We start from the raw sequence: 15550 nt of genomic DNA on the forward strand, positions 1-15550 counted from the left end.
TCCAGATCGTTATCTGGATGTTTTAGATAATGCAGGTCCGGCAGCGCGCAAGGTTAACTGACGCCAGAGCCATTCCACCGGCCCCTGACGGAAGTAACGCAGCCAGATAACAGAGAAAAGCAGGTTCGCCAGCCATACCGGAACGACAAACGCCAGCAACTCCAGGCGGTCAAACTGCATAAACAAACCGAGGTGATAAAACAGCGTGGTACAAATCAGCGTTTGCAGTAGATAATTGGTTAGCGCCATCCGTCCGACGCAGGCGATTGCCAGCACCAGCCTGAAGCGGCTTAATTGCGGCCAAAAGCCATAAAACAGCGACGCATAGCCAATTGCCTGAAACGGCGCGCTAAGTTCACGCGGCATTTGAAGTAAGAAGGCACACCAGCGATACGCCCAGTCCAGCCGCCATTGCAGTGCGATAGCAGGAAGGTTAATCAGCACACCAATTGCTACCAGCACAAAACCGGTACGACGATAGTGACGTAAGCTGAACTGCCCTTTCAGCCAGCCGCTGCGCATCAGCGCCGCGCCAATTAACATCATCCCCGCCAGTTGCCAGCCATACTGCGCGCCCAGTGCCAGTAAACTGTTGCCTACACCATCGGCACGGTTACTGATCGCTTCGACGCCGCCATGAAGTTTCCAGTATTTTTCATACAAAATGGCCGATGCATCTGGCGTCCAGGCGCGGCTGGTCTGGCTGTCAGAAATCAACCCCAGCAACAGCAAAACGCCAATCCCCACCAGATACAGCATCACGCCAGTATTAAATAAACTTTTTACCGATGGCGCATCGCGCACCAGTCGCCAACTGATTAAGCCCACCAACCCGTAAGCCAGCAGGATATCGCCGTCCCAGAACAATAAACCGTGAATAAAGCCCAGCAAGACTAACAGTGTTAACCGCGACTGAATCCAGCGTCTGCCGCGCGGCAGCAACATTTGTAGGCCCGCGCCAAACAGCAGCGCAAAAAGCGTGAGGAATTTTACCTGGCCGATGAGATCCAAAAACGCCCAGGTCCAGGCGTCGGACGGGGTAATAGTGCCATACCAGGCGGGATTGAGATAAGCCGCCTTTGGTAAACCAAAGGCGCTGATGTTTAATAGCAGGATCCCCAGAATGGCGACGCCGCGAACAAAATCGAGCGTGACGTTGCGCTCCATGGTTCCTGCCTTTTAATCAGTTGTGATGACGCACAGCGCGCAGAAACTCGTGCCGCGTATTCTGACTGGATTTGAACAAACCACCGAGGGAGGTCGTTGTCGTGGCGCTGGTTGCATCGCGGATGCCACGCGCTTTCACGCAGTAATGCACCGCGTCGATGGAGACAGCCACGTTATTGGTCCCCAGCAGCGTTTGCAGCGCAATGAGGATTTGCTGAGTCAGACGTTCCTGCACCTGCGGGCGCTGGGCAAAGAACTGCACGATGCGGTTAATTTTCGACAGGCCAATCACCGAATCTTTCGGGATATAGGCTACCGTCGCTTTGCCATCGATAGTGACAAAATGGTGCTCGCAGGTGCTGGTCAGGGTGATATCGCGCACGGTGACCATTTCATCGACCTTCATTTTGTTTTCAATGAGGGTGATTTTCGGGAAATTGGCGTAATCCAGACCGGAGAAAATTTCATCGACATACATTTTAGCGATGCGATGCGGCGTTTCCATCAAACTGTCATCAGCGAGGTCGAGATTCAATAGCTGCATGATTTCAGTCATATGACCGGCGATAAGGCTTTTGCGCGTTTCGTTATCCATTTCATGCACGGGCGGGCGCAGCGGTGTTTCCAGTCCTCGCGCAACTAACGCTTCATGAACCAGGGCCGCTTCTTTACTGAGTGATGGCATTTATGTTTTCTCCTGCAGGTGTGACGCCTCCGCCCTGCGTGGGGGCAAAGTTATTAAGCTGATTAGCAGCCCGATTATTGTGCGTGAGGTGGCGCACATAATCCAGTATTCACAGCGATAATTATTGTAATTGCCGCTGCCTTTCAGCGTTAGATGTTAAAACATCGTTATGCATATGCGGAAGTGAAAGTTACTCACAGCGCATTGAATAAACGGTATGATGACTAAAATGCAAACAACACAACAAGGAGCCACGCATGGAAATGCTCGAAGAGCACCGCTGTTTTGAAGGCTGGCAGCAACGCTGGCGGCACGACTCCAGTACCTTAAATTGCCCGATGACGTTCAGCATCTTTCTCCCACCGCCCCGCGACAACGCCCCTCCGCCTGTGCTGTACTGGCTTTCAGGTTTAACCTGCAATGACGAGAACTTCACCACCAAAGCAGGCGCTCAGCGCGTAGCGGCAGAACTGGGGATTGTGCTGGTGATGCCAGACACCAGCCCGCGCGGCGAACAGGTTGCCAACGATGATGGCTACGATTTAGGCCAGGGTGCGGGGTTTTATATCAACGCCACACAACCGCCGTGGGCGACGCATTACCGGATGTATGATTATCTGCGCGATGAATTACCGACGCTGATTCAATCGCAATTTAACGTCAGCGATCGCTGCGCTATTAGCGGCCATTCGATGGGTGGTCATGGCGCATTGATTATGGTGCTGAAAAATCCGGGCAAATACACCAGCGTTTCGGCCTTTGCGCCAATTGTGAATCCGTGCAGCGTCCCGTGGGGAATCAAAGCGTTTAGCCGCTATTTAGGTGAGGACAAAAATGCATGGCTGGAATGGGACAGTTGCGCGCTGATGTATGCCAGTAACGCGCAGGATGCGATCCCGACGCTTATCGATCAGGGCGATAACGATCAGTTTCTTGCCGACCAGCTGCAACCCGCAGTTCTGGCAGAAGCCGCGCGGCAGAAAGCGTGGCCGATGACGCTACGTATTCAACCTGGTTATGATCACAGTTATTACTTCATTGCTTCTTTTATAGAGGATCATCTGCGCTTCCATGCGCAGTATTTACTGAAGTGAAAGTTCGCCCGGTTCGCCGGGCATCTCCTCATCAGAAGCGATAATCCACTGCCATAAAGTAACGACGCCCGTCTTCGTTATAGCTGTAGTCATCACGACTCAGATCTTTGTCGCCCAGGTTCAGCACGCCTGCGCGCAGTTTGACGTCTTTGGTCACCTGCCAGGCCGCGCCGGTATTCCAGATGGTATAACCGCCCGGTGTTTTAGCGGTATCGCTGTCGGCACGTTTCTGACCGGTGTAGTGACCAGAAACATAGAACGACCAGTCTTCCAGCGCCAGCGGTTTCCAGTCCAGCGTACCGTTAGCGGTATGGAACGGCAGATCGGATAGCGGTTTGTTTTCACCGTTGCTGACATCGCGTCCATCGTTGTAGGTGTAGTTGAGTGACAGCTTCCATTCATCGTTGAACGGGATTTTCAACTCAGTTTCCACACCCTGGATACGTGCTTTATTGACGTTGTAGTAACTGAACACCGGTATACGTCGACCGTTTGCCCCCGTTTCAAAACCAACAAAGTTTTGGTAACCCGGCGCAGCATTGACGTCAGATGTACGGCTGATGCTAATACGATCTTTCACATCATTGCGGAAGACGGTCACACTGGATTCAACGCCTTCCAACCAACCTTCTTCGCCCATGTAGTAAAGCCCCAGCTCCCAACTTTCGCTGGTTTCTGGTTTCAGGTCCGGGCTACCAATAATCTTGCATGCGCCACGGCAGGAGTTGGTCGTCCAGTCGGGGCTAAGTTGCAACAGAGAAGGTGCTTTAAAAGCCGTCGCCCAGCCGCCTTTTACTGTTACGGTATCAGTGGCGTTATAGACCAGATAGGCACGCGGGCTCCAGTGTTCGCCGTAGGTTTCGTGATCGTCCATACGCACGCCGGTCGTCAGCGCCAGCGGCTCGAAGATCCGCCATTCATCTTCCACAAACAGCGCGTACTGACTGGCGGACGTTTTAGTGCTAGTGCCACCGGTCAGGTTCACCGCATCGCTAAGTTTGTCGTGGCGCCATTCACCACCCACCGTGACAAACTGATTGATAGCCGTCAGCGGCAGCGTGTATTTACCATCGACCGTGTTACTTTCGGAAGTAATCGGGCTACTGTTGCCAGGGTTTTTGTTCTCGACTTTCTCACCATAATATTTCAGTTCGCTGGTGCCGTAATCCCAGCGCCCATTATGGCTTACGGAGTAGTTCTGGCGTTCGAGGCGGTTTTTGTCCAGCGAGTCAGAATCGCGATCCTGGCGGTCGAAACCGTAACCAGCGGTAAAATCGTGATTTTGATTCGGCGTCCAGGCAAATTCGACATTGCCGTCGCGGCTGGAGAATCCTTCAATACGCGGCGTTTCTCCCGTGTCGGTAGTAGAGGAACTCTGCGGGTCATCCTTTTCACGTTTTGCCAGGCTGCCGTAAGCTTTCATTCCCAGCACGCCGTCAATCAGCGGTCCACTCGTGAAGAACTGGCCGTTGTAGGTGTCACCGCGATCGCGATGTTCCTGAATGGTGGTATCTACCGTTACCGTACCTGACCATTTCTGGCCGATTTTTTTAGTGATGATGTTCACCACGCCGCCGAGCGCATCGGAACCATACAGTGAAGACATCGGGCCACGTACCACTTCGATACGTTCGATGGAATCGACCGGGATCCAGTTCAGGTCAAAGTCATTATGGCGGAAGACGGCATTGCGCGAGTTAACACGTTTACCATCGACAAGAATCAGGGTGTAGCTGCTATCCAGACCACGAATACTGACGCCCTTACGGTTGTCCCCTTCGTTAGTCAGTTGTACGCCCGGCACTTCTTTGAGGATATCCTTCAGATTCTGTACCGGTTTTCGCTGCAGGTCTTCCTGGGTAATGACGCTGATACTGGCGGGCGCATCTTTGAGGTTTTGTTCAACGGAAGACGCCGTGACTACCATCGTTTCGCCATCATCATCAACCGCTAACACAGGCCATGCACATGAAACTGCGGACAAACACAGCCCGACCCGTACGAAAGGGTTCAACCTAAACATTCCATATCTCCATGAGGTAACTACGAAAATAAAATGGGTTATCGCTCACATCTTCTTCATGTCCCCTTGCGTACGGCAGCATCGCGGTAGACTTTTTTGTATGCAGGTGATCATCCCAAAAGCCTGAACAGCCTCTGATTTGTCAGCCTTTTTTGATTTCGGCGTAACGATAATGCAAACGATAACAATTATCAATCCAAATGTTAAATTTTATATCCGTATGAATACTAAGGAAAAGAAAAAGCCCTCTCGGTTGAGAGGGCTTTATTAAGGAAGGGGTAAAACTTATTTCTTATCGTTCTGCGGGAACTTCATTTCGCTGTAGCGTACGAAGTGGGTTCCTTTAATCAACTTATAGCCAAACCAGATCATAAGGAACAGCGGGATGCCAATATAGGTTGCCGCTACGCCACCCCAGTCGATAGTGTCTTTCAGGAACGCTTCGTAGTTCTGGCCCAGAGTGATAATCAGGCACAGCACAAAAGCGAAGATCGGTCCCAGCGGGAAGAAGCCTGAACGGTACGGCAGATCGTTAATATCATGCCCCTGCAGCACATAACCGCGACGGAAACGATAATGGCTGATCGCAATTCCCAGCCAGGCGATAAAGCCTGTCATACCGGAGGTGTTCAGCAGCCACAGGTATACCGTCTGGTTACCAAACATGGAGGTCAGGAAGCACAGACCTGCAATTACCGTGGTCGCATACAGTGCGTTACGCGGTACGCCGCCACGCGACAATTTAGCGAAAATGCGCGGTGCTTTACCGTCACACGCCAGGGTGTACAGCATACGAGTAGACGCATACATACCGGAGTTACCCGCTGACAGCACCGCCGTCAGAATAACCGCGTTCATCACCGCCGCCGCAGAGAGCAGACCCGCATGCTGGAACACCAGGGTGAACGGGCTGACGCTGATGTCTTTAACATCATTACGCAGCAGGCTCGGATCGGTGTATGGAATGATCAGGCTGATGATCAGGATTGCGAACACATAGAACAGCAGGATTCGCCAGAACACCTGACGTACCGCGCGTGGAATGTTTTTCGCCGGTTCTTCGGACTCGCCTGCAGCAATACCGATCAGCTCGGTTCCCTGGAAAGAGAAGCCGACAATCATTGCCACACCGATCATCGCCGCAAAACCACCAGCAAATGGTGCTTCGCCAATCGTCCAGTTGCTCCAGCCCGCAGGCTGTGCGCCTTTGAAGATGCCGATAATCATCATCACGCCGACGATGATAAAGACAATGACCGTGGTGACTTTGATCAGTGAGAACCAGTATTCCGCCTCGCCAAAGCCACGAACTGAAATGTAGTTCAGGAGGAAGATAACGCCGAGGAACAGCGCACTCCAGATCCAACCCGGGGTGTCCGGGAACCACCAGCTCATGACCAACTGAGCGGCCACCAGGTCAACGGCGATAGTTACCGCCCAGTTGTACCAGTAGTTCCAGCCCAGCGCGAAGCCAAAGCCTTCTTCAACATAGTTCTGACCGTAAGTGGCAAAGGAACCAGAAACCGGCATATATGCCGCCAGTTCACCAAGACTGGTCATCAGGAAGTAAACCATCAGGCCGATCAGAATATACGAGAGCAGCGCCCCACCTGGACCTGCCTGAGAGATCGTTGCGCCAGAGGCAACAAAAAGACCCGTACCGATGGAACCGCCAATGGCAATCATCGTCAGGTGACGCGCCTTTAATTCACGGCGTAAGCCCGGCGCTTCTGTGGTTTTAGTTTCGGAAACCATACGAAAATGCTATCCATCTTAAAAATGAGGCGCGATTGTAGCAGACGATTTGCAATCCTTCCGGTAGAAATACGCTTTTATAAGACACCTTCATGATCGTCCAGGGATTATAAGTAAAGCAACCAATCTCTTTTCTGGCGAATGTATACCGGTGGTGCTGCGTCACAAAATCGACACAGCCCCCGTAGGTTTCTGTACAACAGATTAACGCGGCAAAGTGGAGGAATCGCAGTACTCCAGAAAGCGCCGTAACGCGTTGGAAAGGTGTTTCTGCCGATGATGTATACGCCACAACGTACGCATCAGGCGCGGCAGAGGGACAGCAACTTCACTTAATGTGCCAGCCTGCAATTGATCTTCAATGACCCTTCGCGACAGGCAACTAATTCCCAACCCATGACGCACCGCATGTTTGATTGCCTCGGAGTTACCTAATTCCATCGCCATCTCAAACTTCGGTAAATGCGACAGTAACAGATAATCGACAATCTCCCGCGTGCCGGAACCGCGTTCACGCAGGATCCACGGCGCAGCGGCCAGCTGTTCTAAAGTGACCGGACCACGAGCCAGCGGCGAAGTCGGCGCGGCGAAAACTACCAGCTCGTCTTCCAGCCACGGTTCAGAAATGATTTCAGTGCTGTGGCACGGTCCTTCAATAAAGCCAATATCAACGCGGAAATCCAGCACCGCTTGCATCACGTCCTGGCTGTTCCCAACGCTCAGTTCAATCGGCAACTGCGGATAATCATGGCGATAACGGGCGATGACTGCAGGCAGAATGTAGTTACCGATGGTACTACTGGCATAGACACGAATCGCGCCGTTGTCTTCGCGAAACAGTTGTTCGATTTCAATCGCCTGTTCAAGCAGTGCCAACGCACGCGGATAGAGCAGCCGCCCGTGTTCATTAACAACCAGTCTTTTACCCACGCGATCAAACAGTTGCACGCCAAGCTGCCCTTCCAGGTCGGTCAAGGCTGCGCTCACTGCTGATTGCGACAACGCCAGCATCACCGACGCCTGGGTGGTTGATCCACTTTTCAATACTTCTGCAAAAACTTCCAACTGCCGGAGGGTGATGTGCATAGTCGCTTACCACTTATAAAGATTAATTATAAATATATAATCAATTTTATTTTTAAACCAGTTAGTCGTAACCTTATGCCCGGTTAAAGGAGAGGGTTATGACGAATATCACCTTACAGAAACAACATCGTACACTGTGGCATTTTATTCCGGGGTTAGCCCTGAGTGCAGTTATCACCGGGGTCGCCCTGTGGGGTGGTTCCATTCCCGCGATTGCGGGTGCCGGGTTTAGTGCCCTCACCCTCGCAATCTTGTTGGGGATGGTTTTAGGCAACACCATCTATCCGCACATCTGGAAAAGCTGTGACGGTGGCGTGCTGTTTGCCAAGCAATATTTATTACGTCTGGGTATCATTCTTTATGGCTTCCGTCTGACGTTCTCACAAATTGCCGATGTCGGTATCAGTGGGATCATCATTGACGTGCTGACGCTGTCCAGTACCTTCCTGCTGGCTTGCTTCCTGGGGCAGAAAGTGTTTGGTCTGGATAAGCACACCAGCTGGTTGATCGGTGCCGGTAGCAGTATCTGTGGTGCTGCAGCGGTACTGGCGACTGAGCCGGTAGTGAAAGCGGAAGCCAGTAAAGTAACCGTGGCTGTTGCAACCGTTGTTATCTTCGGGACCGTCGCGATTTTCCTCTACCCGGCGATATATCCACTGATGTCTCAATGGTTTAGCCCGGAAACTTTCGGTATCTACATTGGTTCTACTGTGCACGAAGTGGCGCAGGTGGTGGCGGCAGGTCATGCCATCAGCCCGGATGCAGAAAACGCAGCGGTTATTTCCAAAATGCTGCGCGTGATGATGCTGGCCCCGTTCCTCATTCTGCTGGCGGCGCGTGTTAAACAGCTGTCTGGGGCGAACAGCGGCGAGAAAAGCAAAATCACTATTCCGTGGTTTGCCATCTTGTTCATCGTAGTTGCCATCTTTAACTCGTTCCACCTGTTACCGCAGAGCGTGGTGAACATGCTGGTAACGCTGGATACCTTCCTGCTGGCAATGGCGATGGCGGCGCTGGGTCTGACCACTCACGTCAGCGCGCTGAAAAAAGCCGGGGCGAAACCTCTGCTGATGGCACTGGTACTGTTTGCCTGGCTGATTGTTGGTGGTGGTGCAATTAACTATGTGATTCAAAGCGTCATCGCATAAACCACTACATCTTGCTCCTGTTAACCCGCTATCATTACCGTTTTCCTCCAGCGGGTTTAACAGGAGTCCTCGCATGAAATACATTGGAGCGCACGTTAGTGCTGCTGGCGGTCTGGCAAATGCCGCAATTCGCGCCGCCGAAATCGACGCAACCGCGTTTGCCTTGTTCACCAAAAACCAACGTCAGTGGCGTGCCGCACCGCTCACGACGCAAACCATCGATGAATTCAAAGCCGCCTGTGAAAAATATCACTACACATCGGCGCAAATTCTTCCCCACGACAGTTATCTGATTAACCTCGGACATCCGGTCGCTGAAGCCCTGGAAAAATCGCGCGATGCCTTTATAGATGAAATGCAGCGTTGCGAACAACTGGGACTTTCTTTGCTCAACTTCCACCCTGGCAGCCATCTGATGCAGATTTCAGAAGAGGATTGCCTTGCGCGTATTGCCGAATCCATCAACATTGCACTGGATAAAACACAAGGTGTGACCGCGGTGATTGAAAATACCGCCGGTCAGGGCAGCAACCTTGGATTTAAATTCGAACATCTCGCGGCGATTATCGACGGTGTGGAAGAAAAATCCCGCGTCGGCGTCTGCATTGATACCTGCCATGCTTTCGCTGCCGGGTATGATTTGCGTACTCCAGCCGAATGCGAGAAAACGTTCGCTGATTTTGCTCGTATTGTTGGCTTTAAGTATCTGCGCGGGATGCACCTCAACGATGCGAAAAGTACCTTTGGCAGCCGCGTTGATCGCCATCATAGCCTTGGTGAAGGCAATATCGGCCATGATGCGTTCCGCTGGATCATGCAGGACGACCGCTTCGACGGGATTCCGCTGATCCTCGAAACCATCAACCCGGATATCTGGGCAGAAGAGATCGCCTGGCTGAAAGCGCAACAAACTGAAAAAGCGGTAGCCTGAAAATGAACAACCGGGAGAAGGAAATCCTTGCAATTTTACGGCGTAACCCGCTGATTCAGCAGAATGAAATTGCGGATATGCTGCAAATTAGCCGTTCGCGCGTAGCGGCGCATATTATGGATTTAATGCGCAAAGGGCGGATTAAAGGCAAAGGTTACATTCTCACCGAGCAGGAATATTGCGTGGTGGTGGGAACAATCAATATGGATATTCGCGGGATGGCGGATATCCGTTATCCGCAAGCGGCCTCTAATCCCGGTACAATTCATTGCTCGGCGGGCGGTGTTGGGCGCAACATCGCCCACAATCTGGCGCTGTTAGGCCGCGACGTCCATTTACTCTCGGTGATTGGCGATGACTTTTATGGCGAAATGCTCCTGGAAGAGACGCGCCGCGCCGGAGTGAATGTCTCCGGCTGTGTTCGTTTACACGGCCAAAGCACATCGACGTATCTGGCAATTGCCAATCGAGACGATGAAACCGTGCTGGCGATTAACGATACCCATCTGCTGGAACAGTTGACACCGCAACTACTGAACGGGTCGCGCGATTTACTTCATCATGCGGGCGTGGTGCTGGCAGATTGTAACCTGACTGCCGAGGCGCTGGAGTGGGTCTTCACCCTTGCCGATGAAATCCCGGTGTTTGTCGATACCGTTTCAGAATTTAAAGCGGGCAAAATCAAACACTGGCTGGCGCATATTCACACTCTGAAACCCACTTTGCCAGAGCTGGAAATTTTATGGGGCCAGCCGATAACCAGCGATGCTGATCGTAATGCCTCAGTGAATGCGTTGCATCAGCAAGGTGTTCAGCATCTGTTTGTTTATTTGCCCGATGAGTCAGTTTATTGCAGCGAAAAGGATGGTGAACAATTTTTGCTGACTCCGCCAGCACATACGACGGTAGACAGTTTTGGTGCTGACGATGGTTTTATGGCGGGCCTGGTGTATAGCTTTCTGGAAGGAAGCAGTTTCCGTGATAGCGCCCATTTTGCGATGGCCTGCGCGGCAATTTCGCGCGCCAGCGGCAGCTTAAACAACCCTACCCTGTCTGCCGATAACGCGCTTTCATTAGTGCCAATGGTGTAACAATGTTGCCGGATGCGACGCTTAATGCGTCTTATCCGGCTCATAAATCGCGCACTACGCTAAACCAATAAAGAACCCGGCAATGGTCGCACTCATCAGGTTGGAAAGCGTCGCCGCCGCCAGCGCCCGTAAACCAAGCTGGGCGATTTCCGGCGCACGGTGTGGCGCAACCGCAGAAAATGCCCCAACCACTACCCCGATAGAACCAAAGTTAGCGAAACCGCACAGCGCAAAAGAAATAATCGCCACGGTTTTAGCATCCAGAGAGCCACCCGTTTGCAGATATGGCGAGAAATTGAGATAAGCAACAAATTCATTGATCGCCAGCTTCTGCCCAATCAAACTCCCGGCAAGATTTGCATCACTCCAGTCAACACCCATCACCCACGCCAGCGGGGCCAGCAGATAACCTAAAATGGACTCCAGCGAGGCTTGCTCAAAACCAAACCAGCCGCCAACGCCGCCGATAATACCGTTAATTAACGCAATGATGGCAACAAATGCCATGACTACTGTCGCCACACCCGCAGCGATTTTCAGCCCGGTCATTGCCCCTGTAGCAGCGGCCTCAATAATGCTTTTTGGCGGTGTTTCGGTGAAAGAGAGGTTATTAAAGGAAACCTGCGAAGATTCCGTAGCCGGGCTTAACAGGCGGGCAAACAAGATCCCGCCGGGGATCGCCATTAACGATGCCGCCAGCAAATATTCCACAGGCACGCCCAGTGCAGCGTAACCAATCATCGTCGAACCGGCAATTGAGGCCATACCGCTGCAAATAGCTGTAAACAGCTCATTGCGATTCAGACGATCGATAAAGGGCTTCACGATCGCCGGAATTTCGTTTTGCCCAAGGAAAATGGTAGTAACCGCGACGAATGACTCAATCTTGCTGATATTTAATGCTTTCTGGAAGATACCGCCAAGAATGCGAATTAAGATCCCCATCACGCCGATGTAGTAGAGAATACTCACCAGTGCAGTGACGAAGATAATTGCCGGTAATACACTGAAACCAAAGATAAATCCTGCGCCATCAAATAAGGTATCCATTTTCGGTCCGACCAGAGAACCGAAGATAAATACGCTACCCGCGTCGCTGTACGCCATCACTTTATGGACGCCAAAAGCGACTTTTTCAGCGAGCCAACGCCCTGGCGGTAACCAAAGCATTATGCCGCCAATCACGATCTGTAACACTAACGCCGCGCCAACGGTACGCAGGCTGATCTTCTTCTTGTTTACTGACAGTAAAAACGCAATAGTCAGCAATACCACCATTCCCAGAACACTTCTCATGACATCCATAGTTATTATCTCTTCATGTCATTTTGGGCGACGGCTTTCTGCCCATCAGAAATAGCCGGGCCTGCATCTTGCGATACTGACCCGGCTTGTTATCAACACTTAATGGGTTTTGATGTAGCCGCGAACGCACTCTTCGACTAAGCCCCAGAACCAGTCGGTATCGATGGTAATGCCGACTTTGGTATTAGCGGGCTTACCAAGAACGCCCAACTCGTCGCAGACGGTACGCCCGTAGCAAGGGCCGCTATTAACGTCCACTTCGACGTACATATCCTGGGTTTTAATGCCATTCGGGTTAATCAGATAACCGATGCAGGTGGCGTCATGCACCGGGCCGCCAGCCAGACCGTAGTTTTCGAACTGCGTTTTGAGAGTGAAGTTCATGATGTCGCTGAACAGCTCCCCGGCAGGGCCGCCTGCCCTTTCCATCCGTGCAATCACGTCCGGGGTGCAAACGGTCTGGTTGGTGAGATCGAGGCCCATCATCACCAACGGAACGCCGGAGGTGAACACCACGCGTGCGGCTTCCGGGTCAGCAAAGATGTTGAACTCGGCAGACGGCGTGAAGTTACCTGTACCGTAAGCGCCGCCCATCAGTACAATTTCACGGATTTTGGGCAGGATTGCGGGTTGCATGCGCATTGCCACCGCGATGTTTGACAATGGACCAACCGGCACCAGAGTGATATCGCCATCGCTTGCCATCAGGGTATCGATGATGTATTTCACCGCATGAGTGTTTTCTGCCTGGCGGGTCAACGGCTCGAATACCGGGCCATCCAGTCCGGTTTCACCGTGAATATTATCGGCAACAATTTGTTGACGCATAATGGGCTGCGGCATCCCCGCATAAACCGGAACATTAATCTCCAGTTTCTGGCAAACATTCAGGCCATTAATTAATGTTTTATCAAGCGTCTGATTACCCGCCACAATAGTGATACCTAATAAATCAATCGCCGGATGTTTCGCAGCCATCATTATGGCAATAGCATCATCATGACCCGGATCACAATCCAGAATAATTTTTCTCTTTTCCATTGTTTATTTCCTCTATTTCCAGTTGCGTTATTTTTTCTACAGCAAAGAAAATTCGACCGGGTCGATGATTGAATCTTAACAACAGCGTACGTATGCTAAATATGAGAAATCTCATAGCGGATAAACATCGTGAAAGAAATCCACAATAATGATCTTAAGCAGCAATTGATGAGTGAATCCGCGTTTAAGGATTGCTTTTCAACGGATGTTTCTACCGACACGCGGTTATTTCACTTTTTAGCGCGTGACTACATTGTGCAGGAAGGGCAACAGCCGTCCTGGCTGTTTTACCTGACGCGAGGCCGTGCCAGGCTTTACGCCACGCTTGCTAATGGTCGCGTGTCGCTGATCGATTTCTTTGCCGCGCCCTGTTTTATTGGCGAGATTGAGTTAATCGACAAAGACCATGAATCGCGTGCGGTACAGGCTATTGAAGAGTGTTGGTGTATTGCGCTCCCCATGAAACATTACCGCCCGCTGTTATTAAACGACACGCTATTTTTACGAAAACTCTGCGTCACCTTAAGTCATAAAAATTATCGCAATATTGTTTCTTTAACTCAGAACCAATCATTTCCGTTAGTGAATCGCCTGGCAGCATTTATATTACTCTCGCAGGAAAGTGATCTTTATCACGAAAAGCACACGCAAGCCGCAGAGTATTTGGGCGTTTCTTATCGACATCTTTTATATGTTCTCGCGCAATTCATTCACGACGGTTTATTAATTAAAAACAAGAAAGGGTATCTAATTAAAAACAGAAAGCAGTTGTCAGGACTGGCGCTGGAGATGGACCCGGAGAATAAATTCTCCGGGATGATGCAGTAAAAATTATTTGCAATAGCGCGATTGCCGGATACGTCTTATCTGGACTACAAATCGAGCATTACGCCAGCCCAAGAAAGAACCCGGCAATAGTCGCACTCATCAGGTTGGAAAGCGTCGCTGCTGCCAGCGCCCGTAAACCAAGCTGGGCGATTTCCGGAGCACGTTTTGGCGAAATAGCCGAAAACGCCCCAACGACAACGCCGATAGAACCAAAGTTAGCAAAACCACACAGCGCAAAGGAGATAATTGCCACAGTTTTCACTTCCAGCGTGCCACCCGTTTGCAGATACGGTGAGAAACTCAGGTAAGCAACAAATTCGTTTATCGCCAGTTTCTGCCCAATCAGACTACCCGCAAGGTTAGCATCGCTCCAGTCTACCCCCATGATCCACGCCAGTGGCGCCAGCACATAGCCAAAAATACTTTCCAGAGAAGCATTGGCGAAACCAAACCAGCCGCCAATTCCGCCGATAATGCCGTTGATCAGCGCAATAATTGCGACAAACGCCATTACCACCGTCGCCACACCAGCGGCGATTTTCAGCCCGGTCATCGCACCGCTCGCCGCCGCTTCGATAAAGCTTTTTGGCGGCGTTTCGCTGAATGACAGGTTTTCAAATGTCACCTGCGAAGGCTCGGTTGCAGGGCTAAGAATACGCGCAAACAAAATACCGCCGGGGATAGCCATCAGCGATGCCGCTAACAGGTAGTCAATCGGCACGCCCATTCCGGCATAACCAATCATCATCGAACCTGCAATAGACGCCATCCCGCTACAAATTGCGGTAAACAGCTCGTTGCGATTCATGCGATCGATAAACGGTTTTACGATCGCCGGGATCTCGTTTTGCCCGAGGAAAATAGTGGTAACCGCAACAAAAGATTCGATTTTGCTGATGTTGAGGGCTTTCTGGAAAATACTGCCAAGAATACGAATCAGTAGTCCCATTACGCCAATGTAGTACAGTAGGCTGATAAGCGCAGTGACGAAGATAATCGCCGGGAGTACGCGAAAGGCGAAGATAAAGCCCGCGCCATCAAAGAGAACATCCATTTTCGGCCCAACCAGCGAACCAAAAATGAAGGCGCTACCGGCATCACTGTAAGACATCACTTTATGAACGCCTAATGCCGCCTGTTCTACTGCCCATTTTCCCGGCGGAAAATAGAGCATGATGCCACCAATGGCGATTTGCAGCAGCAGCGCGGCCCCAACCGTGCGCAAACTGATGCCCTTTTTATTCACCGACAACACAAACGCAATTGCCAGCAATACCACCATACCCACCAAACTTCTCATTATATCCATAATGATTTTCCCTTTATGCCAGTAAACCCGGCGCCAGCGCCAGGTTTCGGTATGTATGATCAGTACGGGCGACGGCTTTCTGCCCGT

Annotated in this window: 13 protein-coding genes; 5 read left to right on the forward strand and 8 right to left on the reverse strand. The window is 51.4% G+C overall.

The window, feature by feature from the left end:
* Positions 1-9 precede the first annotated feature (9 nt).
* Both yeiB and folE read right to left on the reverse strand, forming a co-directional pair.
* Positions 10-1167, reverse strand: a complete 1158-nt coding sequence (gene yeiB / locus FEK46_RS10270; RefSeq protein WP_130207066.1) for a DUF418 domain-containing protein YeiB — start codon at positions 1165-1167, stop codon at positions 10-12.
* 16 nt (positions 1168-1183) lie between these two features.
* Positions 1184-1852, reverse strand: a complete 669-nt coding sequence (gene folE, locus FEK46_RS10275; RefSeq protein ID WP_001139613.1) for a GTP cyclohydrolase I FolE — start codon at positions 1850-1852, stop codon at positions 1184-1186.
* A 257-nt stretch (positions 1853-2109) separates the two neighbouring features.
* Here folE and yeiG point away from each other — a divergent pair, with 257 nt between their 5' ends.
* A complete protein-coding gene (gene yeiG / locus FEK46_RS10280) occupies positions 2110-2946 on the forward strand; it encodes an S-formylglutathione hydrolase (protein ID WP_135559383.1) in 837 nt (278 codons plus the stop codon).
* A gap of 31 nt (positions 2947-2977) precedes the next feature.
* Here the strand turns inward: yeiG and cirA are convergent, their stop codons facing one another.
* The 3 genes from cirA to yieE form a co-directional block, all read right to left on the reverse strand.
* Positions 2978-4969, reverse strand: a complete 1992-nt coding sequence (gene cirA / locus FEK46_RS10285; protein ID WP_135559382.1) for a catecholate siderophore receptor CirA — start codon at positions 4967-4969, stop codon at positions 2978-2980.
* A gap of 285 nt (positions 4970-5254) precedes the next feature.
* The gene (gene lysP / locus FEK46_RS10290; protein WP_130207072.1) at positions 5255-6724 is read right to left on the reverse strand and encodes a lysine-specific permease; all 1470 of its coding nucleotides are present in this window, start codon (positions 6722-6724) and stop codon (positions 5255-5257) included.
* A gap of 204 nt (positions 6725-6928) precedes the next feature.
* The gene (gene yieE / locus FEK46_RS10295; protein ID WP_130207074.1) at positions 6929-7810 is read right to left on the reverse strand and encodes a DNA-binding transcriptional regulator YeiE; all 882 of its coding nucleotides are present in this window, start codon (positions 7808-7810) and stop codon (positions 6929-6931) included.
* A gap of 98 nt (positions 7811-7908) precedes the next feature.
* On the opposite strand from yieE, the gene FEK46_RS10300 reads away from it, so the two are divergent.
* The 3 genes from FEK46_RS10300 to FEK46_RS10310 all read left to right on the forward strand — a co-directional run bounded on the left by FEK46_RS10300 (position 7909) and on the right by FEK46_RS10310 (position 10980).
* The gene (locus FEK46_RS10300; RefSeq protein ID WP_000182044.1) at positions 7909-8958 is read left to right on the forward strand and encodes a YeiH family protein; all 1050 of its coding nucleotides are present in this window, start codon (positions 7909-7911) and stop codon (positions 8956-8958) included.
* Positions 8959-9031: 73 nt separating this feature from the next.
* A complete protein-coding gene (gene nfo, locus FEK46_RS10305; protein WP_135559381.1) occupies positions 9032-9889 on the forward strand; it encodes a deoxyribonuclease IV in 858 nt (285 codons plus the stop codon).
* A 2-nt stretch (positions 9890-9891) separates the two neighbouring features.
* Positions 9892-10980: a sugar kinase gene (locus FEK46_RS10310; protein WP_135559380.1), complete on the forward strand. Its 1089-nt coding sequence runs from the start codon at positions 9892-9894 to the stop codon at positions 10978-10980.
* A gap of 54 nt (positions 10981-11034) precedes the next feature.
* Here the strand turns inward: FEK46_RS10310 and FEK46_RS10315 are convergent, their stop codons facing one another.
* Both FEK46_RS10315 and rihB read right to left on the reverse strand, forming a co-directional pair.
* Positions 11035-12285, reverse strand: coding sequence for a NupC/NupG family nucleoside CNT transporter (locus FEK46_RS10315; protein WP_135559379.1), 1251 nt, complete (start codon positions 12283-12285; stop codon positions 11035-11037).
* Between the two features lie 99 nt (positions 12286-12384).
* Positions 12385-13326 carry a ribosylpyrimidine nucleosidase gene (gene rihB, locus FEK46_RS10320; RefSeq protein WP_130207082.1) on the reverse strand — a complete coding sequence of 314 codons (942 nt, stop codon included), beginning with the start codon at positions 13324-13326 and terminating at the stop codon, positions 12385-12387.
* Positions 13327-13455: 129 nt separating this feature from the next.
* On the opposite strand from rihB, the gene FEK46_RS10325 reads away from it, so the two are divergent.
* Positions 13456-14154 carry a transcriptional regulator YeiL gene (locus FEK46_RS10325; RefSeq protein WP_135559378.1) on the forward strand — a complete coding sequence of 233 codons (699 nt, stop codon included), beginning with the start codon at positions 13456-13458 and terminating at the stop codon, positions 14152-14154.
* 58 nt (positions 14155-14212) lie between these two features.
* Here the strand turns inward: FEK46_RS10325 and FEK46_RS10330 are convergent, their stop codons facing one another.
* Positions 14213-15463, reverse strand: a complete 1251-nt coding sequence (locus tag FEK46_RS10330; protein WP_130207086.1) for a NupC/NupG family nucleoside CNT transporter — start codon at positions 15461-15463, stop codon at positions 14213-14215.
* Between the last annotated feature and the right edge of the window lie 87 nt (positions 15464-15550).

The sequence above is a fragment of the Escherichia sp. E4736 genome (assembly GCF_005781225.1).
In the GTDB taxonomy this organism is placed as follows: domain Bacteria; phylum Pseudomonadota; class Gammaproteobacteria; order Enterobacterales; family Enterobacteriaceae; genus Escherichia.